This window comes from Streptomyces sp. NPDC018045 (assembly GCF_044327445.1).
Taxonomy (GTDB): Bacteria; Actinomycetota; Actinomycetes; order Streptomycetales; family Streptomycetaceae; genus Streptomyces.
This window is the reverse complement of sequence record NZ_JBIRFL010000011.1, coordinates 112,049-137,094: the sequence shown is the minus strand read 5'-3', so window position 1 is coordinate 137,094 and position 25,046 is coordinate 112,049. Positions and strand designations below refer to the sequence as shown.

At 73.1% G+C, this 25,046-nt stretch carries 22 protein-coding genes; 13 read left to right on the top strand and 9 right to left on the bottom strand.

The window, feature by feature from the left end:
• Nucleotides 1-10 precede the first annotated feature (10 nt).
• Nucleotides 11-913, top strand: a complete 903-nt coding sequence (locus ACH4EB_RS24115; RefSeq protein WP_398349639.1) for an aminoglycoside phosphotransferase family protein — start codon at nucleotides 11-13, stop codon at nucleotides 911-913.
• Between the two features lie 336 nt (nucleotides 914-1,249).
• Here the strand turns inward: ACH4EB_RS24115 and ACH4EB_RS24110 are convergent, their stop codons facing one another.
• Nucleotides 1,250-1,807, bottom strand: coding sequence for a DUF3291 domain-containing protein (locus ACH4EB_RS24110; protein WP_398349638.1), 558 nt, complete (start codon nucleotides 1,805-1,807; stop codon nucleotides 1,250-1,252).
• A gap of 787 nt (nucleotides 1,808-2,594) precedes the next feature.
• Between ACH4EB_RS24110 and ACH4EB_RS24105 the strand changes: the two genes are divergently transcribed.
• A complete protein-coding gene (locus ACH4EB_RS24105) occupies nucleotides 2,595-3,119 on the top strand; it encodes a hypothetical protein (protein ID WP_398349637.1) in 525 nt (174 codons plus the stop codon).
• Nucleotides 3,120-3,321: 202 nt separating this feature from the next.
• Here ACH4EB_RS24105 and ACH4EB_RS24100 read toward each other — a convergent pair whose 3' ends face one another.
• Entirely contained in the window at nucleotides 3,322-3,807 is a 486-nt protein-coding gene (locus tag ACH4EB_RS24100) for a MarR family winged helix-turn-helix transcriptional regulator (RefSeq protein ID WP_398349636.1), read from the bottom strand.
• Nucleotides 3,808-4,051: 244 nt separating this feature from the next.
• Here ACH4EB_RS24100 and otr(B) point away from each other — a divergent pair, with 244 nt between their 5' ends.
• Nucleotides 4,052-5,722: an oxytetracycline resistance efflux MFS transporter OtrB gene (gene otr(B), locus ACH4EB_RS24095; protein ID WP_398349635.1), complete on the top strand. Its 1,671-nt coding sequence runs from the start codon at nucleotides 4,052-4,054 to the stop codon at nucleotides 5,720-5,722.
• A gap of 140 nt (nucleotides 5,723-5,862) precedes the next feature.
• Nucleotides 5,863-6,405 carry a DoxX family protein gene (locus ACH4EB_RS24090; protein WP_398349634.1) on the top strand — a complete coding sequence of 181 codons (543 nt, stop codon included), beginning with the start codon at nucleotides 5,863-5,865 and terminating at the stop codon, nucleotides 6,403-6,405.
• 231 nt (nucleotides 6,406-6,636) lie between these two features.
• Here ACH4EB_RS24090 and ACH4EB_RS24085 read toward each other — a convergent pair whose 3' ends face one another.
• Nucleotides 6,637-6,990 carry a cupin domain-containing protein gene (locus ACH4EB_RS24085; protein WP_398349633.1) on the bottom strand — a complete coding sequence of 118 codons (354 nt, stop codon included), beginning with the start codon at nucleotides 6,988-6,990 and terminating at the stop codon, nucleotides 6,637-6,639.
• A gap of 110 nt (nucleotides 6,991-7,100) precedes the next feature.
• On the opposite strand from ACH4EB_RS24085, the gene ACH4EB_RS24080 reads away from it, so the two are divergent.
• A complete protein-coding gene (locus ACH4EB_RS24080) occupies nucleotides 7,101-8,540 on the top strand; it encodes a PLP-dependent aminotransferase family protein (protein WP_398349632.1) in 1,440 nt (479 codons plus the stop codon).
• A gap of 1 nt (nucleotide 8,541) precedes the next feature.
• Here the strand turns inward: ACH4EB_RS24080 and ACH4EB_RS24075 are convergent, their stop codons facing one another.
• Nucleotides 8,542-8,832: a DUF4334 domain-containing protein gene (locus tag ACH4EB_RS24075; RefSeq protein ID WP_398349631.1), complete on the bottom strand. Its 291-nt coding sequence runs from the start codon at nucleotides 8,830-8,832 to the stop codon at nucleotides 8,542-8,544.
• A 63-nt stretch (nucleotides 8,833-8,895) separates the two neighbouring features.
• Nucleotides 8,896-9,612 carry a terpene synthase family protein gene (locus ACH4EB_RS24070; RefSeq protein WP_398349630.1) on the bottom strand — a complete coding sequence of 239 codons (717 nt, stop codon included), beginning with the start codon at nucleotides 9,610-9,612 and terminating at the stop codon, nucleotides 8,896-8,898.
• Between the two features lie 206 nt (nucleotides 9,613-9,818).
• Between ACH4EB_RS24070 and ACH4EB_RS24065 the strand changes: the two genes are divergently transcribed.
• The gene (locus ACH4EB_RS24065) at nucleotides 9,819-11,447 is read left to right on the top strand and encodes an SDR family oxidoreductase (protein WP_398349629.1); all 1,629 of its coding nucleotides are present in this window, start codon (nucleotides 9,819-9,821) and stop codon (nucleotides 11,445-11,447) included.
• A gap of 149 nt (nucleotides 11,448-11,596) precedes the next feature.
• Here the strand turns inward: ACH4EB_RS24065 and ACH4EB_RS24060 are convergent, their stop codons facing one another.
• Entirely contained in the window at nucleotides 11,597-11,848 is a 252-nt protein-coding gene (locus ACH4EB_RS24060) for a hypothetical protein (protein WP_398349628.1), read from the bottom strand.
• A 226-nt stretch (nucleotides 11,849-12,074) separates the two neighbouring features.
• On the opposite strand from ACH4EB_RS24060, the gene ACH4EB_RS24055 reads away from it, so the two are divergent.
• Nucleotides 12,075-12,596, top strand: a complete 522-nt coding sequence (locus tag ACH4EB_RS24055; protein ID WP_398349627.1) for an EF-hand domain-containing protein — start codon at nucleotides 12,075-12,077, stop codon at nucleotides 12,594-12,596.
• Between the two features lie 93 nt (nucleotides 12,597-12,689).
• Here ACH4EB_RS24055 and ACH4EB_RS24050 read toward each other — a convergent pair whose 3' ends face one another.
• Nucleotides 12,690-13,853 (bottom strand): FecCD family ABC transporter permease, encoded by a 1,164-nt coding sequence (locus tag ACH4EB_RS24050; protein ID WP_398349626.1) that lies wholly within the window; start codon nucleotides 13,851-13,853, stop codon nucleotides 12,690-12,692.
• Nucleotides 13,850-14,938 (bottom strand): FecCD family ABC transporter permease, encoded by a 1,089-nt coding sequence (locus ACH4EB_RS24045; protein WP_398349625.1) that lies wholly within the window; start codon nucleotides 14,936-14,938, stop codon nucleotides 13,850-13,852. Before ACH4EB_RS24045 ends, ACH4EB_RS24050 begins: the two co-directional genes overlap by 4 nt.
• A 142-nt stretch (nucleotides 14,939-15,080) precedes the next feature.
• Between ACH4EB_RS24045 and ACH4EB_RS24040 the strand changes: the two genes are divergently transcribed.
• The 4 genes from ACH4EB_RS24040 (at nucleotide 15,081) to ACH4EB_RS24025 (ending at nucleotide 21,646) form a co-directional block, all read left to right on the top strand.
• The gene (locus ACH4EB_RS24040; RefSeq protein ID WP_398349624.1) at nucleotides 15,081-16,055 is read left to right on the top strand and encodes an ABC transporter substrate-binding protein; all 975 of its coding nucleotides are present in this window, start codon (nucleotides 15,081-15,083) and stop codon (nucleotides 16,053-16,055) included.
• Nucleotides 16,056-16,188: 133 nt separating this feature from the next.
• Nucleotides 16,189-16,419: a phosphopantetheine-binding protein gene (locus ACH4EB_RS24035; RefSeq protein ID WP_398349623.1), complete on the top strand. Its 231-nt coding sequence runs from the start codon at nucleotides 16,189-16,191 to the stop codon at nucleotides 16,417-16,419.
• Entirely contained in the window at nucleotides 16,389-20,378 is a 3,990-nt protein-coding gene (locus ACH4EB_RS24030; protein ID WP_398349622.1) for an amino acid adenylation domain-containing protein, read from the top strand. Before ACH4EB_RS24035 ends, ACH4EB_RS24030 begins: the two co-directional genes overlap by 31 nt.
• Before the next feature lie 179 nt (nucleotides 20,379-20,557).
• On the top strand, nucleotides 20,558-21,646 hold the full coding sequence (locus tag ACH4EB_RS24025) for a YncE family protein (RefSeq protein ID WP_398349621.1): 1,089 nt from the start codon (nucleotides 20,558-20,560) through the stop codon (nucleotides 21,644-21,646).
• 179 nt (nucleotides 21,647-21,825) lie between these two features.
• Here the strand turns inward: ACH4EB_RS24025 and fes are convergent, their stop codons facing one another.
• Nucleotides 21,826-23,094, bottom strand: a complete 1,269-nt coding sequence (fes, locus tag ACH4EB_RS24020; protein ID WP_398349620.1) for an enterochelin esterase — start codon at nucleotides 23,092-23,094, stop codon at nucleotides 21,826-21,828.
• Nucleotides 23,095-23,291: 197 nt separating this feature from the next.
• On the opposite strand from fes, the gene ACH4EB_RS24015 reads away from it, so the two are divergent.
• Nucleotides 23,292-23,762 carry a cation:proton antiporter regulatory subunit gene (locus tag ACH4EB_RS24015; RefSeq protein WP_398349619.1) on the top strand — a complete coding sequence of 157 codons (471 nt, stop codon included), beginning with the start codon at nucleotides 23,292-23,294 and terminating at the stop codon, nucleotides 23,760-23,762.
• A gap of 2 nt (nucleotides 23,763-23,764) precedes the next feature.
• Nucleotides 23,765-25,045 (top strand): cation:proton antiporter, encoded by a 1,281-nt coding sequence (locus ACH4EB_RS24010; RefSeq protein WP_398349618.1) that lies wholly within the window; start codon nucleotides 23,765-23,767, stop codon nucleotides 25,043-25,045.
• Nucleotide 25,046: the final 1 nt, after the last annotated feature.

Sequence of the window (25,046 nt, the reverse complement as noted above, 5' to 3'; positions counted from 1 at the left end):
GTGGCTTCGCATGACCGACACCGAGATCGAGATCACCGCGGACCTGGTCCGCGACCTGCTGCAGGAGCAACATCCAGACCTTGCGGGGCCGGCCATCCGTGAGGTGGCGGGCGGCTGGGGCAACCAGATGTGGCGCCTCGGGGACGAGCTGGCCGTGCGTATGCAGCGTATGGACCCCACTCCGGAGCTCCAGCTCAAGGAGCGGCGGTGGCTTCCCGTGCTGGCCCCGTGCCTGCCGCTCCCGGTCCCGAACCCTGTGCGGCACGGCGAACCGTCCGAGCGCTTCCCCAAGCACTGGACCGTGATGACGTGGGTTCCCGGCGAACCACTGGACCACGGCTCGATCAGCCGTGGCGCCCACGCGGCCGACAGCCTGGCGGGCTTCCTCAGGGCGCTCCACGTGGAAGCGCCCGCCGATGCGCCGATCGCCACGGACCGCGGTGCCCACCCCAGGAACTGCGCGGACGGCTTCGAGAACTTTCTCCAGGCCGTTGCGCCCGCCGCTATCGCTGCCGACGTCCGGGCCGTCTGGGACGACGCCGTGGCGGCCCGGGACTGGGAGGGCCCGCCGGTGTGGGTGCACGGCGACCTCCATCCCGCGAACGTCGTCGTCTCGGACGGAACGCTCTCGGGCATCGTCGACTTCGGTGACATGTTCGCCGGCGATCCAGCGTGGGACCTCGCCGCCGCATGGGTGCTGCTACCCGCGGGCACCGACGCACGGTTCTTCGACACGTACGCGCACGCAGACGAGGCGACGATCCGGCGCGCCCGCGGGCTGGCCGCTATGAAGAGCCTTTTCCTGATGCTCATGGGGCAGAACGGCGATCGGGGGCTGCCCGGCGGCAAGCCGCACTGGGGACCCGCAGGCCGGGCAGCACTTGATCGTGTACTGAGAGGCAGCTCGATGTAGCCACGGAACGGCGATCCTCGTCCATTGCTCGTGTGCCGACTGAGGATGGGGCGACGATCGGTCGCGCGTACGCCGGCAGTCCGCCGAACTTCGGGCGCTGAAGCGGATGGAGGCGGCTGGAGGCACCTGCCTCCCTCGAACGGGGTCGGGCTCCATCAGCTCGCTCGGCCGGCAGACCGCACTCCCGGGCGAAAGCCAGGAAGGGACGGAACGGCTTCGCGTACACGCACCGCGGAGACGAACCAGGCCGACGGACACGATTCAGTGAGGCTCGCCGTTGTTCGCCGTCATTCAATCGAGGCGTTCGGCAGCGAAGTCCGTCTTCGGGCTCACTCGTCAGCGCACCTGGTCGCTCTTGGGCCCGATGTCTTTGAGCCTGGTCGGAGTTCCGTCCGGGGTGAACGAGTGGTGGAAGGTGAAGGCGTGCGGCGCGGAGCCGTGGTCGTGGAGGTGTTCCAGCCTGGAAACCCCGTCCCGCCAGGTGGGTATCACGCCGTCGGGGACCCACCAGAACACGTAATTCGGGTGCCCTGTCCTCTCGAACCAGTCGTAACGCCTGTTCAGCGCTTCGCGGTGCAGACCGGTGTAGATGGCGTCGAAGGCGGGGCGCAGGTCGGTCCAGAGCGAGAGGGTCGTGGCCAGGGCGGTGGTTTCCACCGTATGGCCCTTGCCGTACCAGGTCGGTACGGCGAACTCTCCCCATGCACCCCAGTCCGCCGCGAAGAGCACGCCTCGGTCGCCGTCCACCGCTTCAGCACGCGCGAGGTATCCGGGGTGTTGACTGATCTTCCGGTAGACGGCCGCACCGATGTCGTAGAACTCGCGCGTGAGAGGTGCGGGATCGGCGAGAGGTGATTTCAGGACGCCGAATGTGTACAGAGCAAGATGGGGCATTCGTCTCTCCCTGGTTGGGGCTGCCTGGCGTGAACCCGGTTCGGTGGCTTACGCAGGGGGCGAGGATGCGTGGGGCGTGCCCCACTCATCCCGTCGCGGGTGGCTCAGCCTGATGGAACCCCCGCGCGACCGTGGGCGACCGCCGAAGACCAGGTGAAGGTAGCTGCCTCCGCGGGCCTTGTCGAAGTTGCGTTTTCCCTGTCCAGGTGGCCTCCCGCACAGGCTCTTGCGGGAGCTGGGGCGGTGGTGTGCCTGCCGTCGTGGAAGTCCGTACCGGCCCGGCAACTGCGAGCAGCATCTCCGCTCCGCTCAATCTGATGTGCCGAGGGGGAGGGCAGACGCCAGCGGCGTCGACTGGGATGGGTGACGCAGTGACCGAGGTTGCTGTCAAAGGACAGCGGTGTCATGTCGGCTCGCACGGACACCGTTACCCGCCCGGGCACCGTTACCCGCCCGGGCACCGTTACCCGCACGGGCACCGCTAGGTGAGACCAACAGCGCGTTCGACAAGACACCGTGAGGAAGAGGAAGAGACGGGACCACGGGAGACGGGGCAACCGGCCCGGGAGAGTCCGGGTTCATTCCGCTGGACGTCCATTGACCCCGTTCACCGACTGGGCGCGCACACCTCACGGCGGCATGGGTGGTCCGATGAGCAGCGCGGGTCGTCGTACTCGTGGTACGTGATATTCGTACGCGTCCCGGATCCGCGGACACGCGGGGTGGGTGCCGAGCGGGCCTGCCCCTGGGTGTCTTTCCTGGAAGCGGTGCTGACACCGTAGGAGCCATGGAAGCAGAAGAAACGACACCGGAACGGGAAACCTCTGTGCAGAGTGGGCTCAGATTTCTGGGTGAGGTGGCGTGCCGTTATCAGGCGGATGAGGTACGCCCGGAGGATCTGCCGATGATCGCTGCTGAGGCGCTCGCGGCCGGACTGGACTCCCCGGCATTGTGCGAGCTCGCCGGTTGGCCTCGCAACGCGGATGCCCGCGATGTTCGCGACGCGTTCGAGCAAGCACTTGCCGAGTCCGGGATCGGTTTGCCGGATAGGGGCCTGGCGCGGCGTCACGCTCTGCGCCGAATGGCGGCGAGGCTCATCGATGGAGAGATAACTCCCGCTGCCCTGGCGAAGGACGACTGGTGGGAGACGGAGGCCGAGACTGCCGCGGAGCAATCGTTCGTGGCGCTGATTCCGCAATGCGATTGCTGCATCGAATACATCTTGGGGCTTGACCGGCAGACATGGGTGGCCCAGATGCGGAACGCTGCCCTCGCCCTGACGTCGTCTCCGCCGATCGGCCCCGGATGCTGACTCCGCCTCGCGCGCTCATCCTCGGCACAGGCGCGGACCGGTCGAGCAGCCTTCACTGAAGTGGCTGCGGTTGACGGCGAAGCGGGGTGCCGCGTCCCCGGTCACGGGTCTCGGCGAGCTGGTGGGCGGGGGGCTTCTTGCTCGGGCCGGTTCAAGGGCGCAGACAGTCACTGATCAGAATATGTGGCGCAGGTTCTCAGGGTCAGGAGAGTCGCGGCGCGGTGCCGGGCACCGGTGTCGGGCGGGTCTCCAGCTTTTCCCGTAGCCGGCGCAGTACCGAGAGTGCGACGTGCAGGTCCTCGGGTGGGATGTCCGCGGCGAGGTGTTCCAGCCACTGCTGTTCCAGGGGGCGCAGGGCATCGAGTGCCTGGCGGCCGCTCGGGGTGAGTTCGACCAGTGGGCTGCGCTGGTCCCGAGGGTTGGGGCGGGTCGTCACGACGCCTTCGGCGCGCAGGCGGTCCACGGTCTGTTGGACCGCCTGCCGTCGCAGACCTCGCTCGCGGGCCAGGCGTGCCACCGTCGACGGGCCGTCCAGCAGGAGCCCGGCCACCTGCCAGCGCGCCGAGGTGAGTCCGGCGTGGGCGGAGAGCCAGTCCCCTTCCCGCAGTAGGCGGCCGTTGACCGCGAAGACCTCGGCGGTCACCTCGATCAGGGCGTCCACGTCCACGTCGGGGGGTGAGTGATCCATGGCCACAGCGTAGGCCCCCGGCCGTACGCGGAGGTCCGGGCCTCCCGCCTTCGGTGGGCGATGCGCCGGAGGGTGCGCTACAGCCGGAAGGGCGAAGGCGGGATGACACGGGTTGTCGAAAGGCGCAACGACAAGGGCTTGTCGAAATCCGTTCCGGTGATTACGCTCGGCGTCCGGCCGGGGCGCCGCGTGCGACCGGAGTGTGGGGTGGGGCCGTGACCAGCGGTCCGGAGAGTGAGGGACCGTGTCATCCGCGAATCCGGGCACCGCCGACGAGGCGGCGCGGGCAGACGGGGCGTTCACGCACCGGCAGATCCTGACGGCCATGTCGGGGCTGCTGCTCGCGGTGTTCCTCGCGGCGCTGGACCAGACGGTCGTCGCCACCGCGATGCGCACCGTCGCGGACGACCTCCACGGCCAGACCGAACAGGCGTGGGCGACGACGGCGTACCTCATCGCCTCCGTACTGGCGATGCCGTTCTACGGCAAGCTCTCCGACATCTACGGGCGCAAGCCGATGTACCTGATCGCGATCGCGGTGTTCGTCGCCGGGTCGGTGCTGTGCGGCACGGCCGGGTCGATGGCCGAACTCGCTCTTTTCCGGGCGGTCCAGGGGCTGGGCGGCGGTGGGCTGATGTCCCTGCCCACCGCGGTGGTCGCCGACCTGGCCCCGGTGCGGGAGCGTGGCCGCTACTTCGCCTTCCTGCAGTTGGCCTGGGTGGCGGCCAGTGTCGTCGGCCCGTTGGCGGGCGGGGCCTTCGCGGAAGCCGGCGAGGTGTTCGGCGTGGACGGCTGGCGCTGGGTGTTCCTGGTGAACGTGCCGCTGGGGTTGCTGGCCCTGGTCACCGTACGCAAGGCCCTCGCCCTGCCGCACGAGCGCCGGAAGCACCGGATGGACGTCCTGGGCGCCGCGGCGTTGGCGCTGTTCCTGGTGCCGCTGCTGATCGTGGCCGAACAGGGCCGGTCCTGGGGCTGGAACGCGCCTGCCTCCCTGGCCCTGATCGCGCTGGGCGCGGCCGGGCTGGCGCTGTTCGTCCCCGTCGAACTGCGGCGCGGTGACGCGGCCGTACTGCCGCTCCGCCTCTTCCGGCGTGGTGGCATCGCCCTGTGCTCGGCGGTCAACTTCACGATCGGCGTCGGCATCTTCGGCACGGTGACCACCCTGCCGCTGTTCCTCCAACTGGTGCAGGGGCGGACCCCGACCGAGGCGGGGCTGGTGGTGATCCCGTTCATGGTGGGCACCATCGCCTCCCAGGTGGTCTCGGGCAAACTCATCGCGGCGTCCGGCCGGTTCAAGAGGCTCGCCGTCGTGGGCCTGGGCTCCATGGCCGGAGCGCTGCTGACCCTCGCCACCGTCGGTACCGCGACTCCGATGTGGGGCATCGCCCTGATCGTGAGCTGGCTGGGCACCGGCATCGGGCTGTCCCAGACCGTCATCACCCTGGCCATGCAGAACGCGGCACCCAAGAGCCAGCTCGGGGTGGCGAACGCCGCGTCCGGCCTGTGCCGGCAGATCGGTGGCTCCACCGGCATCGCGGTCCTGTTCTCCGTCATGTTCGCGGTGGCGCTCGGCCGTCTGGCCGACCTGTTGCACACCCGCCGCTTCGAGAGGGTCCTGTCGGACCCGGCGGTCACCGGGGACCCCGCCAACCACCGCTTCCTGGACATGGTCGAGTCCGGCCGCGGGGCGGGGATCGACCTGGACGACACCTCCTTGCTCCACGGCATCGACACCAGGCTGGCGCAGCCGGTCACCGAGGCCTTCGCCCACGGCTTCCACGTCATGTTCCTCGCCGCCGGCGCCGTGCTGCTGGCCGGTTTCGTCCTCACCTGGTTCCTGCGCGAACTCGACGACGGCGCACGGGCACCGGAGCGCTCGCTCCGGGTGGCGAAGGGCAGGGAGGGCGGGGCGTGAGGACGCGGCTTCGGTGGCGGCCGGGCAGGGCCCGCCCCGGTCACCCGAACGGCCGAGTGGGCGAGCCCGTGGCGTGCCCGGCGAGGGACGATGGGCAGGCGGGCGGGGACCGCCCCTGACCGTCGCTCCGGGAGCCCATCGTGACCTGTTTCGACCGACGTGACCTCGGCCTGCTGCTCCTCCGTGTGGGCACCGGCGGAGTGCTGGCCGCGCACGGCGCGCAGAAGCTCTTCGGCTGGTTCGGCGGGGGCGGGATCGAGGGCACCGGCCAGTTCATGGAATCCGTCGGTTTCGTGCCGGGCAAGGCCAGCGCCACCGTCGCGGGGCTCACCGAGGCCGGCAGCGGCGTACTGCTGGCGCTGGGGCTGGCCAGCCCCGCCGCCGGCGCGGCCGCGGCGGGCGCGATGGCGGGCGCCGCCGCCGTCCACACCCCGAACGGGTTCTTCGCGCAGAGCGGCGGCTACGAGCACCCTGCCTTCCTCGGCCTGACCACGACCGGCCTCGGCATCATCGGACCCGGCCGGATCTCCCTCGACCACGCGCTCGGCCACGCCGTCAACCGCAACTGGATGGTCCCGGCGGCGCTCGCGGTGACGGGAGCGGCCACGGCGCTGGTGGTGGGCGCGCGCAACAAGCGGGTACGGCAGGCCGCGGAGGACGAGGCCGCCCTTCCCGCTTCGTGACGTTTGCCGAGAGCCCTGGGAACGCCGCGCGTTGGGCCGCAAGGCCAAGCGGGGCTGTGCCATGGGCCGTCCGCCTGAGCTGCTCGTCTGAGCTGCTCGTCTGGGCTGTCCGTCTGGGCCGTCCACCTGAGCCGTCCGTTCAGCGTTCCTACTGCCTGCGCCGTGCCGTTCATCGAGCAGATGGCGTGCCCGACCGGGAGGCCGCCGACGCGACCGGACGGGCCGCCGGTGTCAGCTTCCGTACTGCTTCGTGTCGGGATGCTCGACGAGCAGGACGTGGGCGGCCTCCTCGGCCACGGGGCGATGCCGGATGCCCCGGGGGACGACGAACAGTTCGCCCGCCCTCAGCACCACCGGGTCCCGGCCCTCCAGCTCGATGCGGAAGGTGCCGTCCCAGCACAGGAACAGCTCGTCCTCGTCGTGGTGGTGCCAAGGGAAGGAGCCTTCCAGCCGGGCGAGGCGGACGGCGGTGGTGTCGTTCACCCTCGCCAGGGTGTGCTGCTGGAAGGGCCCGGGCAGGGCGGCGACGGCGTGCGGGACCGATACGGCGGTGAGGTGGCGCAGGTCTTCGTGGTGTGTGGTCATGCCGTGATCCTCGCCGCCGGTGCGGCCGGTTCCCAGAGCCAATGACCCATAATTGGTCCGCCAGTCGAACCAATCCGCTCCCGCCTCCCCGACACCGGAAGAACCCGACCATGCCCACGGAACCCGCCGAACTGGCCGACCGCCTGGGCCGGTGGTCGGCCGGGCACGGCCCGCTGTATCTGCTCCTCGCCGCGCGCCTGCGCCGCCTCGTCGACGAGGGTGAGCTGCTGCCCGGTACGGTGCTGCCGCCCGACCGCGTCCTGGCGGCCACCCTCGCCGTGGGGCGGGGGACGGTCGTGGCCGCGTACGAGGAGCTGCGCCGGGAAGGCCGGATAAGCCGGCGCCAGGGCAGCGGTACCCGGGTCGCGGGGCCGCCCCGTACGGCAGCGCAGGAGAGCACCGGGGCACCGGTCTTCCTCCACCTCCTGGAACCCCGCGACGACGTGATCCTTCTGGCGTGCGCCGCTCCCACCTCGCCGCCGCCGATCCTGCTGGCCGCATACGAGCGGATGCCGGCCCGGCTGGCCGGAATCAAGGACGACCTCGGCTACCATCCGGCAGGGCACCCGCAGTTGCGCCGTGCTGTCGCCCGTCACTACGCGCGGCGCGGGGTGCCGACCGACCCCGGGCAGGTCCTGATCACCAATGGCGGGCAGCAGGCCCTCTCCCTGCTCGCCCGCGCCTTTGCCCGGCCCGGCGGCACGGTGCTGGTCGAGGCGCCCACCTACCCCGGGGCGCTGGAGGTGTTCCGTGAGCACGCCGTCCGTCTGCGGACCCTCCCCGTCGGCCTGGACGGTTTCGAAGCGGCGACCCGTTCCCCGTCGCACCGCCCGGACCTCGCCTATGTCGTGTCCACCCACCACAACCCGACCGGAGCGGTACTGCCGCCGCTGGCGCGCCGACGGCTCGTCGCGGCGGCCGCCGACGCGGGCGTCCCGCTCGTCGACGACGAAGTCCTGGCCGACCTCGCCTTCCCCGGGCACCAGGTGCCGTCGCCGCTCGCCGCGTTCGGCGCATCGGTCATCTCGGTGGGTTCACTCGGCAAGAGCGTCTGGGGCGGGCTGCGCATCGGCTGGGTCCGGGCGGCCCGGCCCGTCATCGACCGCCTCGCCCGGCTGCGCGCGGTGCACGACCTCGGCGGGAACCTTCCCGCCCAACTCGCCGCCGCCGAGCTGCTTCCGGGGCTGGCGGACCACTGCCGGCAGGGGGCGGCCGAGCGCCGTGCCCGCCACGATCACCTGCGGGCGTTGCTGGCGCAACGGCTGCCGGAGTGGCAGGCGCCGCCTGTAACCGGCGGGCACGCCCTGTGGGTGCGTCTGCCGTACGGTGACGGGGGCTCCTTCGCGCAGACGGCGCTCCGGCACGGCGTCGTGGCGCTGCCCGGGAGGGGACTGGACGCTTCAGGGGGCAGCAGGGAGTTCCTCCGCCTCCACTTCCTGGCCGATCCGGGCACGTTGGCCGAAGCCGTACGCCGCTTGGCGACGGCCTGGCGCGAGCCCGGCGGCGGACGCGGGCCGGGCGTCCCGGCGCCCCGGGCACCGGCGGTATGAGTCAGGCCCGTACCTCGGGCTCCGGTACGCGGGTGAGGTGGAAGTAGAAGTCCTCCGGGTCGCCCTTCTTGTCCATCACGCACAGCAGGACGTCGTCGGTGAGCCGGCGGAAGTGGTCGATGACGGGCAGTTGGTCGTAGACCATCGCCGTGGACTGCTTGCCGCGGTGGACGACCTCGCGCAGCGACGCGAGGCCCATGTCGGTGTACGAGCACACCGCCCCGTCGGCGTCGCGGCACAGCAGCGGCTCCACGTGGTCGGCGTCGACGAACCGTTTGCCGTACCACCGCATCTTCGCCGACAGCGTGGCGTTCTCGCTGGTGCGCTGCGAAACCGCCGCCTTGCCAGGTGCCGATCAGGAGAGCGGTGTTGACCGGTTCCAACCGGTCGAAGAGGCCCGCGAGCGCCGTGGTGTCGTACGTGTCTCCGGACGCGATGGTGTCCAGGACTTCCTGCTCGGTGCCCATGGGCGGGGTCTCCCTCGGCTGGGGGGCGTACGGAGTGCCGGTGGTGCTGCCCGGCAGGGGAGGGGCGGCCGCCCGGCCGGGCCGTACGGGTCGAAGCGGTGGTACATCCGCGCGTGCGAGAGCACCACCCGCTCCAGCGCCACCGCGGAACCGTACCCCGCCGTACTGAGTGGAGCCAGGACCCGCCGGCAGCTCGCCAGCCCCGCCTCGGCGCGCTCGTACGCCTCCCGCTCGGTCAGGCCGACGGCCAGCACGTCGGCCTTCCCCTCGGTCTGTTCCCTGCGGTGGCCGCGGAGGTCGTTGAGCAGGCGGATGGCGGTCGCGGCCTGGCGCAGCGCACCGCGCAGCACCGGCAGGCGCCCGGGCAGGTCGGGCTCGTCCAGCAGGACCCACAGGGCGGTGACCTGCTGTTCGACGCCGATGCTCCAGGCGCCGTACCGCAGGTAGTCGGTCAGCCGGGGCGCCGCGCCACGGCGGCCGCCGTCCGGGCCGCGTCGTGTTCGCGCCGCATGCCGGTGAGCGTCTGACGCATGCTTTCCCGCCAGACGGCGACGAGTTCGGGACGACCGTTTCCCGCCACGTCCCCGGTGATCTCGGCAGGGCACGCGCCACGGGATCGCCGTCGCCGTGCCCGTCGAGGACCCGGTGCCAGTCCCGGACGCGGGCCGTGGGCCACTCCGGGGCCGTGGAGCCGGTCCCCTCCGCGCCCGACGGGCCCTGATCGGCACCGTCCTGCGTCCGGACCGGCTGCCGCTCACGGCGACACGCCCGCCCGTCCTGAGCCCGCCCTGCCCCCATTGAGGAGCCGCACATGACAGCTCACATACCGCCGCCCGGCAACAGAACGCGGCCCGGCCGGCTGCGGGACCGGGTCGCCCTGGTGACCGGCGCCGCCTCCGGGATCGGCGCGATGTGCGCGGCGCGACTGGCCGCGGAGGGCGCCGTGGTGGTGGCCGCCGACCTCGACGAGGACGGCGCCGCGCGGGTGGCCGGACAGATCACCGCGGCCGGCGGCGCCGCGCTGGCCCGCCGGGTCGACGTCACCGACCTGGACAGCGTGACCCGCGTCGTCAAGGAGGCCGCCGCCTTGGGCGACGGCCTGCGGATCGCGGTCAACAGCGCCGGGATCAGCGGCCCCCTGACCCCGCTGGCGGAGCTGCCGCCCGCCGACTTCGACACCGTGCTGAAGGTGAACCTCTACGGCGTCTTCCACGCGATGCGCTGCCAGCTCCCCGCGATGGCCGAAACGGGCGGCGTCATCGTCAACATCGCGTCCATCGCGGCGCACGCGGCCTTCCGCCGCCACGCCGCCTACACCGCGGCCAAGCAGGGCGTCCTCGCCCTGACCCGGACCGCGGCCCGCGAGTACGCGAGCCACGGCATCCGGGTCCTGTCGGTGTCACCGGGCGTCGTCGGCACCCCGATGGTCACCTCACTGCCGCCCGGGGCCACCGACGATCTCCTCGCCTCGGTCCCGTTGGGCCGCACCGCGCAGCCGGACGAGGTCGCCGCCCTCATCGCGTTCCTGGTCTCCGACGACGCCTCGTACGTGACGGGCAGCGACCACGTGGTGGACGGCGGATCTGGCGAAGTAGCGGATCCCGATACGTTGGCTGCCTCGACCCTGTGGGGTCTGCCCTGTGCCGACCGCTGCCGACAGCACTCGCCCGACGGGAAGGACCGACGCGCGTCCATGGACCCAGCCGACTTCTACACCGGCCTCGTCGCGGAGGCCTACGCCCCGTTGAGGTCCTTCTCCCCGGACCCCGAGGTCTACGCGGCCTTCGTACGCGAAGTGGGCGGCCCGGCCCTGGAACTGGGCTGCGGAGACGGCGACCCGCTGCTCGCCCTGCGCCGCGGCGGACTGGACGTGGAAGGCGTCGACTCCTCCGCGGACATGCTGGAGCGCTGCCGCCGCCGGGCCGACGAGGCGAGTGTCGCCGTCACCGTTCATCACCAGCGGATGGAAGCGCTCTGTCTGTCACGGCGGTTCCGGGCGGTCTTCCTGGCCGGGCCGACCTTCAACCTGCTGCCGGGCGACAGCGTCGCTGAGGCGGCCCTCCACCGCATCCGCCGCCATCTGGTCGACGGCGGATCCGCGCTGATCCCGCTGCACATCCCGGCCCCGGCACCGGTCGGCCGCGCCGGCCAGGTCCGCACCGCCCTCGCCGCCGACGGCGCCGAGCTGCGGTTCTCCGTGGTGTCCGAGGAGCGCGACGTGACCGCACGGACCCGGACCGCCCTGCTGCGCTACGAGCGTCACGGCACCGACGGGACCACCGTCGTGGAGCGCCCATGGCTGCTGCACTGGTACACCCGCTCCGGGTTCGAGAAGCTCGCCGCGGGTGCCGGGCTGCGGACGGTGTCGGTGACCGATGCGGACGGCGACGCCGTCGAGGGCGACGCCCCGTACACGGTCTTCCGCCTCCAGGCCGCCTGACGTTCCCCGCCGCTGCCGCAGGGCGGCCGCACCGGCAGGCGCGACAGGCCGTCGCCCTTCTTCGGGAAACGTTGAGGGAGGGGGACGCGTCGTCGTCGGCGTGGACGGTGATCCGGGCGGCGATCCGGGCGGACGGCGCCCGGGCGGGGTCAGGCGAGGCCGGTCATGATGCGGCCGACGAGTTCACGGTTGGCCTGGGGGACCGCGGCGAACTCCGGGTCGGCCGGGCCGGCCGTGCCGGGCTTGGTGCCGGGCCTGGTGTCGGTCGGGCCCGCCGTGCCGGGCTTGGTGTCGGCCTTCGGGGCGCCTGCCGGGCCGTCGTGGGCCACGGCGGCGGACGCCGCGGGAACGACCGCGGCCGCGGCGAGAACGGCACCGGCGAGGGCAAGACGTACGCGCATGCGGATCACTCCTGTGGGACGGGTACCTGGATCTCCAGCACAACCGTTCTTCGCGGCGCCCGCATTCTCTCCGGGGCACCCGGGTGGTCCGCCGCCCCGCTCGCGCCGGGGTCCTCCGAGTGCGGTCCCGGCGGTGGGTGGGAGGGGGCGGAGAGGCGCACCCGGTGTTTCGCGGGGAAGGGGGGCGGGCAGTGACGAGACGCCAGTCTTCGCGAAAGGAACTTTTATGGACGCCACCACCGCTAAGGGTCATATCTTCACCATGCTGGATGTGGACGGTGACGGCGTCATCTCCCGGGAGGAGTACCTGGCCCGCCCCGTACACGCGGCGGCGGCGCTGGGGCGGGACGGGGACGATCCGCTGGTCGTCGTCGCCCGCACGGCCCACGAGCGGGTGTACGCGTCGATGGACGCGAACGGCGACGGGAAGGTGACCTTCGAGGAGTACGCGACGTGGGCGGGTGCCGACGCCTTCGAGGAGGTCTGCCGACAGGCGCTGGGCTCGCTGTTCGACCTCGCCGACACCGACGGGGACGGCGCCCTGGACCGGGCGGAGTTCACCCGGCTGCGGGCGGCGCTCGGCAATCCGCCCGGCAACGCGGCGTCCGCGTTCGACGCGCTGGACACCGACGGGGACGGCCGCGTCGACCGGACCGCGTACCTCGACTCGATCCGTTCCTTCGTCATCGACGGCGCTTCCCCCATGGCCGAGGCGCTCCACGACGGCAAGCAGCCGACCACCGCGTGACGCGCCGGGGGCAGACCGGGTCCTAGCCGGTGGCGGGTACGGGGCACGGCCCCACCGGCCGGCGCCGCCCGGCGGGTTGCCCGCCCCGGGCTCTCACGGCCGGCCCGTGCCCCGGTCCGAGCGGAAGAGCACCCACAGCAGGAAGGGGCCGCCGAGCACGCTGGTGACCACGCCGACCGGGATCTCGACGGGGGCGATCACCCGGCCCAGCGCGTCGGCGCCCGCGATCAGCGCACCGCCCACCAGGCCGGAAGCCAGGACCGGTACGCGGGCGCGGCCGCCGAGACGGTCGGCGAGCACGGGGGCCGCCAGGGCGACGAAGGCGATGGGGCCGCCGATGCCCGCGGCCACGCCGGAGAGGACCACCGCGAGGGCCAGGGCGAGGGCACGGACCCGCCGTACGGGTACGCCGAGCCCGGCCGCGGTGTCGTCGTCGAAGCGCAGCAGTTGCAGCCGGTTCCCGGCGGCGAGGGCGAACGGGAGCAGGACGAGCAGGATCAGCAGCAGCGGTGTGCCCACCGACCAGTCGCGTCCGCTGAGGCTGCCGACCGTCCACAGGAAGACGCCGCCGGCGGTGTTGTCGTTCTGGCGGGACATGACGAGGTCGGTGACGGCCCCGACGACGGTCGAGACGCCGATGCCGACGACGAGGACACGGTGCCCCCGGTGGCCGGCGCCGCCCGCGCACAGGACCACGAGCGCGGCGGCCAGCACCGCGCCGACCGGTCCGAGCCACCATTCGCCGATCATGCCGGTGGACGAGCCGACGACGGAGGCGACGACGGCCGCGGTGGCGCCCTCGTTCACGCCGATGATGTCGGGGGTGGCGAGCCGGTTGCCGGCGAGCGTCTGGGTGAGGCAGCCGGCGATGCCCAGCGCCGCGCCGACCAGGACGCCGACGGCGATCCGCGGCAACCGGAAGTCCTGGACCAGCATCACCGTCGCGGGGTCACCCGTCCCGAACAGGCCGGAGAGCGTCTCGGAGAGGCTCATGCCGGTGGAGCTGGCGAACGTGCCCAGCGCGACGAGGACCAGGATCAGCGCCCCGAGCGCGACGGCGACCAGCGAGCCCCGGCGGGGGAAGAGCCAGGAGAAGGCCCCGGTCCGGATGACGAGGCTGTCGGGCGGCGTCACGTCGGCGGGGGCCGCGTCCGGGGAGCCCGGGAAGGCGGGGGCCGCGGGGGCCGCGGGGGAGGGGACAGGGGCCTTCCGGCCGGCCGGTGCCGGCTCCGCCGTACCGCGCGTCGACTCCGTCACGCCGTACCCCCCGCCGTCGACATCCGCCGGGAGCGGGCGATCCAGATCAGCAACGGTCCGCCGACGAAGGCGAGGAGCACGCTCACGGGGGTCTCCCAGGGGCGGATGGCGACACGGGCGAAGATATCGGCGGCGATCATCACGTCGGCGGCGATCAGCGCCGCCAGGGCGAGCTGAGCGGCGAGGCGCGGGCCGGTGACGGCGCGGGCGGCGTGGGGGGCCAGCAGGCCGAGGAAGGCGATGGGGCCGGCGAGCGCCACCGCCGATCCGGCCAGCAGGGTCACCGCCCCGGCGACGACGACCCGGACCAGCCCGGGGCGGTGGCCCAGGGACCGCGCGCTGTCGTCGCCGAGCGCCAGCGCGGCCAGCGGACGGGCGGCGCCGAAGGCGATCAGCAGGCCGACCACGATGAGCGGGATCAGCGGGTAGGTGTCCGAGGTCTTGATGCCCGCGAGGGAGCCGATGGTCCAGTAGCGGAAGGTGTCGAAGGTGGACTGCGTACTGAGCAGGACGTAGGAGGTCATGCCGTGGAAGGTGGCGCCGAGCGCGGAGCCGGCGAGCACCAGCCGCAGCGGCGACGCCGCGGCCCGGCCGGAGGCGGCCAGCAGCAGGACGATCGCGCTGGCGGCCATGCCGCCGGCGAGCGCCCAGCCCAGCAGGGCGTAGGAGGAGTCCACGCCGAAGTAGGTGAGGCCGATGACGACGCCGAGCGCGGCGCCCGAGTTCACGCCGAGCAGGCCGGTTTCGGCCAGCGGGTTGCGGGTGACGGCTTGGAGGAGGCATCCTGCGGCGCCTAGGGAGACGCCGACGAGGACGGCGGCGAGGGTCCGCGGCAGCCGCACGTCCAGGACGGCGAGCCGGAGTTGGGCGTCGGCGCGGGCCGTCGGGTCGCCCATGAGGAAGTCCCACGCGCGCGCGACAGGGCTGGACCCGGTGCCGATGAGCAGGGACAGCAGCAGCAGAACGGCCAGCAGCACGGTCAGGGCGACCGCGGCTGTCAGGATGCGCCGGCGGTGACCGGACGCCCGTGACGGTGGGGGCTGGGTGTCGCCCACGGGGGCCCCGGCCTCTTGCGCAACCAACATAAGGGTAGCCTAACCTAAGGGTTGACCGGGGCTTTCGTCGCCCGACGGCCCCGGCCACCCGGGATTCCCCGGGTGCCCCGCACCAACTGTTCCGTCAAACGCCGACCCGGCCGCCGGACTTCACCACTCGGAGACTACAGACATGTCCACGCACTCCCTGCCGCGCGTCCGCCTGACCGCGGCGGCCGCCGTCACCACCGCCCTGGCGCTGGCCCTCACCGCCTGCGGAGGGGACGAGTCCGGCTCCGGGCAGGCGAAGGCCGGCGGGGCCGGCAAGGCCACCGTCACCGACGCCACCGGCGCGCGGGTCGAGGTCCCCGCCAAGCCCGCCAAGGTGGTCGTGCTCAGCGAGATGGACCTCGACTCCGCGCTGGCCCTCGGGGTCCGGCCGATCGGCCTGACCGCGGGCCGCGGCCAGAAGGGCGCCCCCGGCTACCTCGCCGACCGCGCCAAGGACATACCGGTCGTCGGCGCCGTCACCGGCCCCGACATCGAGAAGGTGCTGCGCGCCAAGCCCGACGTCATCCTCGCCGGACAGCTCGCCGACCAGAAGGTTCTCCAGCAGCTCAAGGCCATCGCGCCGACGGTCGTCACCATCGGCAAGGACAAGGACTGGAAGAAGGCGCTCGACCTCACCGGCCGGGTCCTCGGCAAGCAGAACGAGGCCAAGACCTTCCTCACCGGCTACGAGACCAAGGCCGCCGACCTGAAGAAGAAGCTCGGCACGCACGCCGGCGCCACCGTCTCCGTGGCCCGCTACTCCGCCAAGGGCACCGCCGTGATGCAGCAGGGCGTCTTCATCAGCGACGTCCTGAAGAACCTCGGCTTCAAGCGGCCCGGCATCCAGAACGACCGCGGCCAGGGCCACTCCACCCCGCTCAGCGACGAGGACATCAAGCAGATCGACGCCGACTGGCTGTTCATCGGTACCCTCACCGCCAAGGGCAAGGACGCCGACCTGTTCGCGGAGCTGAAGGCCAAGCCCGCCTACCAGCAGCTCAACGCCGTCCGCGACGGTCACGCCACCGAGATCGACGGCTCCAAGTGGACCAGCCTCGGCGGCGGCCTGGCGGCCCTGTCCGTGCTGGACGACATCGAGAAGGCCATGGCCAAGTGACGGACGGCACCGGGCCGGACGGACACCCCCGCCCGGCCCGGTGCCCGCCCCGCCCGGGAGCCCCGGCCGTCGGCCGGTGCCCCGCCCGCACGGCCCCAGTCACCACCGTCACACCCAAGGAGAACCACCTGTCATGGCACTGACCATCGACCACCTGCGCGCGGACGTCGCCGACGTGCTGGGCGAGGACCCGGCCGACATCCCCGTCGACGAGAACCTCGTCGACTACGGCATGGACTCGGTCCGCATCATGGCGCTCCTGGAACGATGGCGCCGCGACCACGGCACCCGGGCCGGCTTCGTGGACCTCGCCGAGCAGCCCGCCATCGAGGCATGGGCCCGCATCCTGGGCGCGGTCTCGTGACCGCGCTCCTCGACGCCGGCGCGGACGGCCCGCGCACCGCCGAGGGCCTGCCGCTGACGGCCGCCCAGACCGGCCTGTGGTACGCCCAGGCCCTGGATCCGGCGAGCCCCGCACAGAACACCGCGGAGTACCTGGAGATCCACGGGCCGGTGGACCCGGCGCTGTTCTCCGACGCGCTGCACCAAGTGGTCGCCGAGGCCGACGTCCTGCGGGTCCGGATCGTGGAGACCCCCGAAGGGCCCCGCCAGCTCCCCCTGACCACCGGCCCGGTGCCGCTGCCGCTCCACCTGGCGGACCTGCGCGCGGAGACCGACCCGGACGGCGCGGCCCGCGCCTGGATGCGCGCCGACCTCGCCGAACCGTTCGACCTGGCCGCCGGGCCGCTGTTCGCGCACGCGCTGTTCCGGGTCGGCGACACCCGCTGGCTGTGGTATCAGCGCGTCCACCACGTCATCATGGACGGCTTCGGCTACTCGCTGCTGGCCCGCCGCACCGCCGAGGTCTACACGGCGCTCGCGGCCGGCGAGCCCGTGGGCCCCGACCCCTTCGGGCGGCTGACCGACCTGGTCGCCGACGACGCCGCGTACCGTGCGTCGGAGACGTACGAGGCCGACCGGCGGCACTGGAACGAGGCGTTCGCGGACCGGCCCGAGGCCGTCAACCTGGCCGGGCGCACCGCCTTGCCGTCCCGTACCCACCTGCGCCGCACCGCGTACCTGGGGCCCGAGAGCACCGGGCGGCTCAAGGAGCTGGCCTCCTCGGTCCGCGCCACCTGGCCCGACGTGCTGATCGCGGCCCAGGCGCTGTACCTGTCCCGGGCCACCGGCGCCGAGGAGGTCGTCCTCGGGCTGCCGATGATGGGCCGCATGGGATCGGTGGCGCTGCGCGTGCCCGGCATGGTCATGAACGTGCTGCCGCTGCGGCTGACCGCCGACCCGCGCGGCACCTTCGCCGAGCTGGTCCGCCAGGTCGTCCTCGGCATCCGCGCGGCCCGCCGCCACCAGCGCTACCGCTACGAGGACATCCGCCGCGACCTGGGCCTGCTCGGCGCCGACCGGGCGCTGGTCGGACCGCTGGTCAACATCATGCCGTTCGACTACGGCCTGGACTTCGCGGGCGCTCCGGCCACCGCGCACAATCTCTCCACCGGCCCCGTCGACGAGCTGACCGTCAACGTGTACGACCGCGCCGACGGCCGCGGCCTGCGCGTGGACTACGACGCCAACCCCGCGCTGTACGAGGAGCCGGAACTCGGCATCCACCAGGAGCGGTTCCTCGACCTGCTGTCCCGTCTGGCGACCGCCGACCCGCACGCCCCCACGGGCGAGCACGGCATCGCCACGGCGGCCGAAGAGTCCCTGGTGCTGGAGAAGTTCAACGCCACGGCCCGTACCCTGCCGCCCACCACGCTCATCGGGCCCATCGAGGCCCAGGCCGCCCGCACACCCGGCGGCACCGCGCTGGTCTTCGGGGACACCGCCTGGACGTACGCCGAACTCGACACGCGCGCCAACCGGCTGGCCCGGCACCTGGCCTCCCTGGGCGTGCGACCCGGCGCACTGGCCGCCGTCGCCGTGCCGCGCTCCGCGGACATGGTCCTCACGCTGCTGGCCGTCCTCAAGGCGGGCGGCGCCTACCTGCCGCTGGACCCCGACTACCCCGCCGACCGCCTCGCGTACATGCTCGATGACGCGCGGCCCGTATGTGTGGTCACCGACCGGGCGGACCGCGTGCCCGGTGCCGGGCAGGTGCCGGTCGTCGTCCTGGACGGCCTCGATCTGACCGGGTACCCCGGCACCGTCCCGCCCCGCCCGCTCACCCCGGAACACCCCGCGTACGTCATCTACACCTCCGGCTCCACCGGCCGCCCCAAGGGCGTGGTGGTCAGCCACCGGGCCATCGACAACCGGCTGCGCTGGATGCAGGGGCAGTACGGCCTGGAACCGGGCGACCGGGTGCTCCAGAAGACGCCCTCCGGCTTCGACGTGTCCGTCTGGGAGTTCTTCTGGCCGCTGCGCCAGGGCGCCACCCTGGTGGTCGCCGAGGCCGGCGGCCACCGGGACCCCGCCTACCTGGCCCGCGTCATCCGCGAACAGTCCGTCACCACCTGCCACTTCGTACCGTCCATGCTCCAGGTGTTCCTCGCCGAGCCGGACGCGGCGAACTGCACCGGGCTGCGCCGGGTGTTCTGCAGCGGCGAGGCGCTGCCGCGCGAGACGGCCCGGGAGTTCGCGCGGGCCCTGCCCGGTGTGGAACTGCACAACCTGTACGGGCCCACCGAGGCGGCCGTCGACGTCACGTACCACGCGTGCGCGTCCGACGGCGAGGGCCCGGTGCCCATCGGGGCGCCGGTCTGGAACACCCGCCTGTACGTCCTGGACGCGGCCCTGCGGCCCTGCCCGCCCGGCGTCCCCGGTGAGCTGTACCTCGCCGGGACCCAGCTCGCCGACGGCTACCTGGGACGCCCCGGGCTGACGGCGACCCGCTTCGTCGACGACCCCTACGGGCCGGCCGGCAGCCGTATGTACCGCACCGGCGACCTCGCCCGCTGGACCGACCGCGGCGAACTCCTCTACCTCGGCCGCACCGACCACCAGGTCAAACTGCGCGGCCAGCGCGTCGAACTCGGCGAGATCGAGGAGGCGCTGGCCGCCCTCCCCGCCGTCGCCGCCGCCTGCGCGGTGGTACGCGAGGACCGGCCCGGCGACCAGCGGCTGGTCGGCTACGTCACGTACGAGCACCCCGAAGGCGGGTACGGGAACGGCGCCGCAACGGCCCCGCCGGACCCGGAGGAACTGCGCGACGCGCTCGCCCGCACCCTCCCCGAGCACATGGTGCCCACCAGCGTGGTCGCCCTGGAGGCGTTCCCGCTCAGCCCCAACGGCAAGCTGGACCGCAAACTGCTCCCGGCCCCCGCCTTCGAGTCGGGGCCCGGCCGCGCCCCGCGCACCCACCGGGAGGAGACCCTCACCCGGCTGTTCGCCGAAGTGCTGGGCCTGCCCCGGGTCGGTGTGGACGACGCGTTCTTCGACCTGGGCGGCACCTCGCTGCTCGCGGCCCGCCTGATGGCGCGCGTACGCGACACGCTCGGCACCCAACTGGCCATCGGCGCGCTCTTCCAGGACCGCACCCCGGCCGCGCTCGCCGCCCGCCTGGACGGCGACGGGTCCGGCGGCGACGCGCTGGACGTCCTGCTGCCGCTGCGCCCGGCAGGCGACCGCGCGCCGCTGTTCGTCCTGCACCCGGCGGGCGGCATCAGTTGGTGCTACTCGGGTCTGCTCTCCAGGCTCGACCCCGCGCAACCGGTGTACGGCCTCCAGGCGCGCGGCCTGGCCCACGACGAAGCCCTCCCGGCGACGATGGAGGAGATGGCCGCCGACTACGTACGGCAGTTGCGCACCGTCCGGCCGCACGGCCCTTACCGGCTGCTCGGCTGGTCCGTGGGCGGCGTGCTCGCCCACACCGTGGCGGTGCGGCTCCAGGAGGCGGGGGAGCGGGTCGAGTTCCTCGCCCTGCTGGACGCCTACCCCTCCGACCAGTGGCGCGACCAGGCCGTCCCCAAGGAGACCGATGCCCTGACCGCCCTGCTGCGGATGGCGGGGTTCGACCGTACGGACGAGCTGACCCGCCAGGACGTCCTGGAGACGCTGCGCCGCGAGGGCAGCGCGCTGGCCGGACTGTCCGACCGGACACTGTCCGCCGTCGTCGACATCGTCGTCAACAACGCCCGGCTGATGCGGGAACACCGGCACCGGGTGTTCACCGGTGACGCGCTGTTCTTCACGGCCGCGGCCCCGCGTGCCGAGGACTGGCTGACCCGGGACGCCTGGACGCCGTACGTGAAGGGCGAGCTGGTCAACCACGACGTGGACTGCCTGCACCCGCAGATGACGCAGCCGCGCTGGATGGACGAGATCGCGGCGGTGGTCGCGGCGCGTCTGTCGGCGCTGGATTCCTGAACGGGTCGTGAGGACGGGTGAGTCGGGCACACCGATCCGGTGTGTCCGGCTCGCCCCGCGTCCGGCCGGTACCGGCCATTTGGGTGCGACTTAGGTAAGGCTAAGCTAATCTAGATCGCGTCGGGTGGATCTCCCCCGACTTCCCTCTCCCGCCTGCCTCTCCAGGAGGAGTCCAGACCATGAGCGCCCCCAAGACGCTGAAGCCCCGTACCGCCTCCCGCCGCCTCGTCCGCAACGCCACGGCCCTCGCCGTCGCCGCGGGCAGCGCCCTGGCGGTCAGCGGCACCGCCGTCGCGCACGACCGGCCTGCGCACCAGCCGTCGTACCGGGTGGACACCGCGCAACTGGCCACCGGGCTCTACCAGTCGGCCTACTCCGAGCGCCATCACGTCCTGTGGACGACGACCGCCGTCGGCCGGCCGCCCGTCACCCAGTCCAGACTGCTCAAGGTCGACCCGAAGACGCTCAAGACCAAGGCCGCGTACACGCCGCCGGTCACCGACCCGGCGACCGGCGCGGTCGAGGCGGTCTACGGCGTCGCCGTCGACGACGAGCACGACACCGTGTGGACCGCCAACACCCGCAACAACTCGCTGGCCGTCTACAGCCAGCGCACCGGCAAGCACCTCGCCACCCTGCCCGGCGTCGCGCACGCCCGCGAGGTCGTCGTCGACAAGCGCCACGACCTCGCCTGGGCCACCGGCTACGGTGACGGCTCGGTCGTCGCGTTCGACACCCGTACCTTCAAGGAGAAGAAGCGGGTCAAGGTCGACGGCGCGGGCACCGCCGGGCTCGCCGTCGACACCCGCACCGGCACCGCCTACGCCACCGACCTGACCAACGACCGGATCATCGCGGTCAGCCCGTACAAGGACGGGCCGCGCTTCATCCCCACCGGTGACGCCCCCATCGGCATCGAACTGTCCGCCGACGGCCGTACCGCCTACACCGCCGACCAGGCCGCGGGCACCCTCTCGGTCGTCGACCTGCGCAAGGGCGCCGTCACCCGGACCGTCGCCACCGGCGCCGGCGCCGTCTCGGTGGCCGCCGACCACCGCACCGGCCGGGTCTTCGTCGCCAACCGCGGCAGCGGTACCACCACCGTCGTGGACCCGAAGAAGGGCACCGTCCTGGCCGACCTGGCCACCGGCCCCAACCCGAACCACGTCACGGTCCGGCGCGGCACGGCCTACGTGGTGGACAAGTCCGCGGCCGGCGCCGACCGGATCGACTCGGTGCACCGCATCAGCCTCACGCGCTCCCGCTGAGGCCCAGGCACTCCCACTGGGGCCTCAGGCACTCCCACTGAGGCCCCACACGCCCCGACCGGGGTCTCACCCGCTCATGTTGGGAGCGGCGCCGTCCAGTACGGCGCCGCTCCCGCCGGGCCCGGCCGCGCTCCAGCGGCCGGGCCCGGCGCGTCGGCCGCCGACCGCGGCCCGGCGCGTCAGCCGGCCGTTCCCGGGCCGAGCAGGTCGCACAGCCCGTCGGTCAGCTCCGTACGCCAGCACAGGTAGTCATGGCCGCCGTTGTACTCGCGGTACACCGCGTCGTCGTACCCCTTCGCCGCCAGGGTGTCGCGCAGCCGGCGGTTCGCGGGCAGCGCCACCCACTCCTGCTCGCCCGCCGACAGGCGGAACCGCACCGGCAGCCGGGGCGACGCCGCGATCCGCCCGGTCAGCCACTGCGCGCCCGGACCGTTCGGCCACCAGAAGGAGCCGGACTGCGCCAGGACGCGGCCGAACCGGCCGGGCGCGGTCACCGCGGCGTACGCGGCGGTCAGCCCGCCCAGACTCTGGCCCGCCACGACGGTACGGGCGGGATCGGCGGTCAGCGGCAGGTCCGTACCCGCCCAGGGCAGCAGCTCGTCCGCGAGGAAACCGGCGAACCGCGGGTCGCAGGCCATCTCGGCCCAGCGGGTGTCCGCGCCCAGCGACTCCGGCAACAGCGCGACCAGCGGCGGGATGCGCCCGTCCGCGACGAGGTTGTCCAGCGCGGTGGCCACACCGAGCCCCGGCTGCCACATCTCCCCGTCCAGCAGGACGAGGACGGGCAGCTCCGCGCCCGGATCCGCGCCGCCCGCGGGCACATACCGCCACACCCGGCGCTCATTGCCGAGCAGCGCGCTGCGGACGGTGTGCACCGAGACGGTGCCGCGCGGCACGCCGGGCCGCTCCCGCCACTCCGCGCCGCCCGGCGCACCGGGCAGCGCGACGCAGGAAGCCGGGGTGCCGCCCCAACGGGCCGCGAGTGTATGGGGGTTGAACGGGTCGGTGCGGTGCTGTGTGCGCAGCCACGGCCAGTACGCGGCATCGTCGGCGGGCCCGTCGCCCTCGTCCACGCACAGCGTGTACGTGGCGTGCCAGTCCCGGCGCATCCGTACCGACCAGTGCCACACATCCGTGCCGGGGACGTGTGCCATGAGATTCCCGGCCGGGTCGCGCGGATCGGCGAGCTTGTTGGGCGACACCAGGACCGCACGCGTGGCGGGGGAGCCGCGCCACAGGAACGTGACCAGCGTGTGGTCCGCCGCACCGTGCGGGTCCGGGCCGGTCAGCGGCGTGCCCGCACGCTCCACCGCCTGCCAGAACTCCGCACCGGACAGCTCGGCCGCCCTGCGGACGACGCGCTCGTCGGTGACGCGCGGCACGGGGGAGGGCCGCGGCACCCGGGGCGGGTGCCGGGGCGTGTCGGAGGGCGGGGCGGTGACGGTCATCGAGGCGGTCTCCGTGTCGGTGGCGCGGGCGGGCGGGACGAGCAGCGCTGATCGGCGGGTAAGGTCACCCTTACCTTACGTCGGGGGCCCGGCGGGGCGGCGCCCCGGTACGTGCCGGCACCTCTGTAATGATGGGATGAAGAAGATCCCGTGCGGTGCGGGCACCGGCCGCCGAGGCATGCACGCGGGAGGCAGGCATGAGCACCCGACGCACAGCACTGCCGGGAGTGGGCACCAGGTACGACGTCTCCACGCGCGGCGGACGGCGCCTGTCCGTCGTCGTCCACCAGGACGGCCGCCGCTTCCTGGGGTTCTACTCGGCGGACGATCCGGACGCCTGCCAGGAATCCGTCCCGCTCGAACCCGACGAGGCCACGGAACTGGCCTGCCTGATCACGCCGTCCCCGCTGGACGCGGTGCCCACCGACGGACTCGACCTGGTCACCGAGCACATCCCGCTCGACGCCCGCTCCCCGTACGGCGGACGCACCCTGGGGGACACCCGGGCCCGCACCCGCACCGGAGCCTCGATCGTCGCCGTCCTGCGCCGCGCCAGCGCCCACCCCGCACCCGGCCCCGACTTCCGGCTCGCCATCGGCGACACCCTCATCGCGGTCGGTACCCGCGAGGGCGTCGACACCCTGGCCGCGATCATCGCCGGAGGCTGACCATGCACCACACCAGCGCACTGCTGATCGAACTGGGCGCCCTCATCCTCGCCCTCGGCCTCATCGGGCGCTTCGCCGGCCGCATCGGACTGTCCCCCATACCCCTGTACCTGCTGGCCGGACTCGCCTTCGGACAGGGCGGAGTACTGCCGCTGGACGCCAGCGAGGACTTCACCGCGGTCGGCGCCGAGATCGGCGTCATCCTGCTCCTGCTCCTGCTGGGCCTGGAGTACAGCGCCTCCGAACTCGTCACCAGCCTCAAGACCCAGTACCCCTCCGGCGCCGTCGACTTCGTCCTCAACGCGCTGCCCGGAGCCGGCGCCGCGATCCTGCTCGGCTGGGGCCCGGTCGCCGCCGTCGCGCTCGCGGGCATCACGTGGGTCTCCTCCTCCGGCGTCGTCGCCAAGGTCCTCACCGACCTCGGCCGCCTCGGCAACCGCGAAACCCCCGTCGTCCTCGGCCTGCTGGTCCTCGAAGACCTCTCGATGGCGGTCTACCTGCCCCTGCTCACCGTCCTGATCGCCGGGGCCTCACTCGCCGGCGGCAGCATCACGCTGCTCATCGCCCTCGCGGCCGCCGCCACCGTCCTCCACCTCGCGCTGCACCACGGCCGGCTGATCAGCCGCGCGGTCTCCTCCGACAACCCCGAGATGCTCCTGCTGGTCGTCCTGGGCCTGACCGTACTCGTCGCCGGGGCCGCCCAGCGCCTCCAGGTCTCCGCCGCCGTCGGCGCGTTCCTCGTCGGCATCGCCCTGTCCGGCGAGGTCGCCGAGGGCGCCCGCACCCTGCTGACCCCGCTGCGCGACCTCTTCGCCGCGGTCTTCTTCGTCTTCTTCGGCCTGTCCACCGACCCCGCCGACATTCCCCCGGTCCTGCTCCCCGCCCTGCTGCTCGCCGCCGTCACCACCACCACGAAGATCCTCACCGGCTGGTACGCGGCCCGCCGCGCCGGCATCGCGCCCCGCGGCCGTCTCCGCGCGGGCGGCACGCTCGTGGCGCGCGGTGAGTTCTCCATCGTCATCGCCGGACTCGCCACCGTGGCGGAACCCCGCATCGGGCCCATCGCCACGGCCTACGTACTGATCACGGTGGTCCTCGGTACCTTCACCGCCCGCTGGGCCGAGCCCGCCGTCCTGCGCGTACGGGCCGCGCTGCACCGCCCGCCACGGACCCCCGCCGGACCGCCCGGCACCGCACCGGCCACCACCGCGGCGCCGGAGGAGGAAGGGATCAGCAGCCCCGTTCCGTCCGAGGACCCGCGGCCGGCCCGGGGGACCACATGAC

What these genes read in the sequence shown, in the direction of transcription:
- ACH4EB_RS24115 (WP_398349639.1), top strand. Translation starts at nt 11, where the DNA reads ATGACCGACACCGAGATCGAGATCACCGCGGACCTGGTCCGCGACCTG.
- ACH4EB_RS24010 (WP_398349618.1), top strand. Translation starts at nt 23,765, where the DNA reads ATGCACCACACCAGCGCACTGCTGATCGAACTGGGCGCCCTCATCCTC.
- ACH4EB_RS24085 (WP_398349633.1), bottom strand. Translation starts at nt 6,990, where the DNA reads ATGACCACACACCACGAAGACCTGCGCCACCTCACCGCCGTATCGGTC.
- ACH4EB_RS24040 (WP_398349624.1), top strand. Translation starts at nt 15,081, where the DNA reads ATGTCCACGCACTCCCTGCCGCGCGTCCGCCTGACCGCGGCGGCCGCC.
- ACH4EB_RS24105 (WP_398349637.1), top strand. Translation starts at nt 2,595, where the DNA reads ATGGAAGCAGAAGAAACGACACCGGAACGGGAAACCTCTGTGCAGAGT.
- ACH4EB_RS24045 (WP_398349625.1), bottom strand. Translation starts at nt 14,938, where the DNA reads ATGTTGGTTGCGCAAGAGGCCGGGGCCCCCGTGGGCGACACCCAGCCC.
- ACH4EB_RS24110 (WP_398349638.1), bottom strand. Translation starts at nt 1,807, where the DNA reads ATGCCCCATCTTGCTCTGTACACATTCGGCGTCCTGAAATCACCTCTC.
- ACH4EB_RS24080 (WP_398349632.1), top strand. Translation starts at nt 7,101, where the DNA reads ATGCCCACGGAACCCGCCGAACTGGCCGACCGCCTGGGCCGGTGGTCG.
- ACH4EB_RS24035 (WP_398349623.1), top strand. Translation starts at nt 16,189, where the DNA reads ATGGCACTGACCATCGACCACCTGCGCGCGGACGTCGCCGACGTGCTG.
- ACH4EB_RS24025 (WP_398349621.1), top strand. Translation starts at nt 20,558, where the DNA reads ATGAGCGCCCCCAAGACGCTGAAGCCCCGTACCGCCTCCCGCCGCCTC.
- ACH4EB_RS24075 (WP_398349631.1), bottom strand. Translation starts at nt 8,832, where the DNA reads ATGCGGTGGTACGGCAAACGGTTCGTCGACGCCGACCACGTGGAGCCG.
- ACH4EB_RS24100 (WP_398349636.1), bottom strand. Translation starts at nt 3,807, where the DNA reads ATGGATCACTCACCCCCCGACGTGGACGTGGACGCCCTGATCGAGGTG.
- ACH4EB_RS24055 (WP_398349627.1), top strand. Translation starts at nt 12,075, where the DNA reads ATGGACGCCACCACCGCTAAGGGTCATATCTTCACCATGCTGGATGTG.
- ACH4EB_RS24030 (WP_398349622.1), top strand. Translation starts at nt 16,389, where the DNA reads ATGGGCCCGCATCCTGGGCGCGGTCTCGTGACCGCGCTCCTCGACGCC.
- fes (WP_398349620.1), bottom strand. Translation starts at nt 23,094, where the DNA reads ATGACCGTCACCGCCCCGCCCTCCGACACGCCCCGGCACCCGCCCCGG.
- ACH4EB_RS24065 (WP_398349629.1), top strand. Translation starts at nt 9,819, where the DNA reads ATGACAGCTCACATACCGCCGCCCGGCAACAGAACGCGGCCCGGCCGG.
- ACH4EB_RS24015 (WP_398349619.1), top strand. Translation starts at nt 23,292, where the DNA reads ATGAGCACCCGACGCACAGCACTGCCGGGAGTGGGCACCAGGTACGAC.
- ACH4EB_RS24060 (WP_398349628.1), bottom strand. Translation starts at nt 11,848, where the DNA reads ATGCGCGTACGTCTTGCCCTCGCCGGTGCCGTTCTCGCCGCGGCCGCG.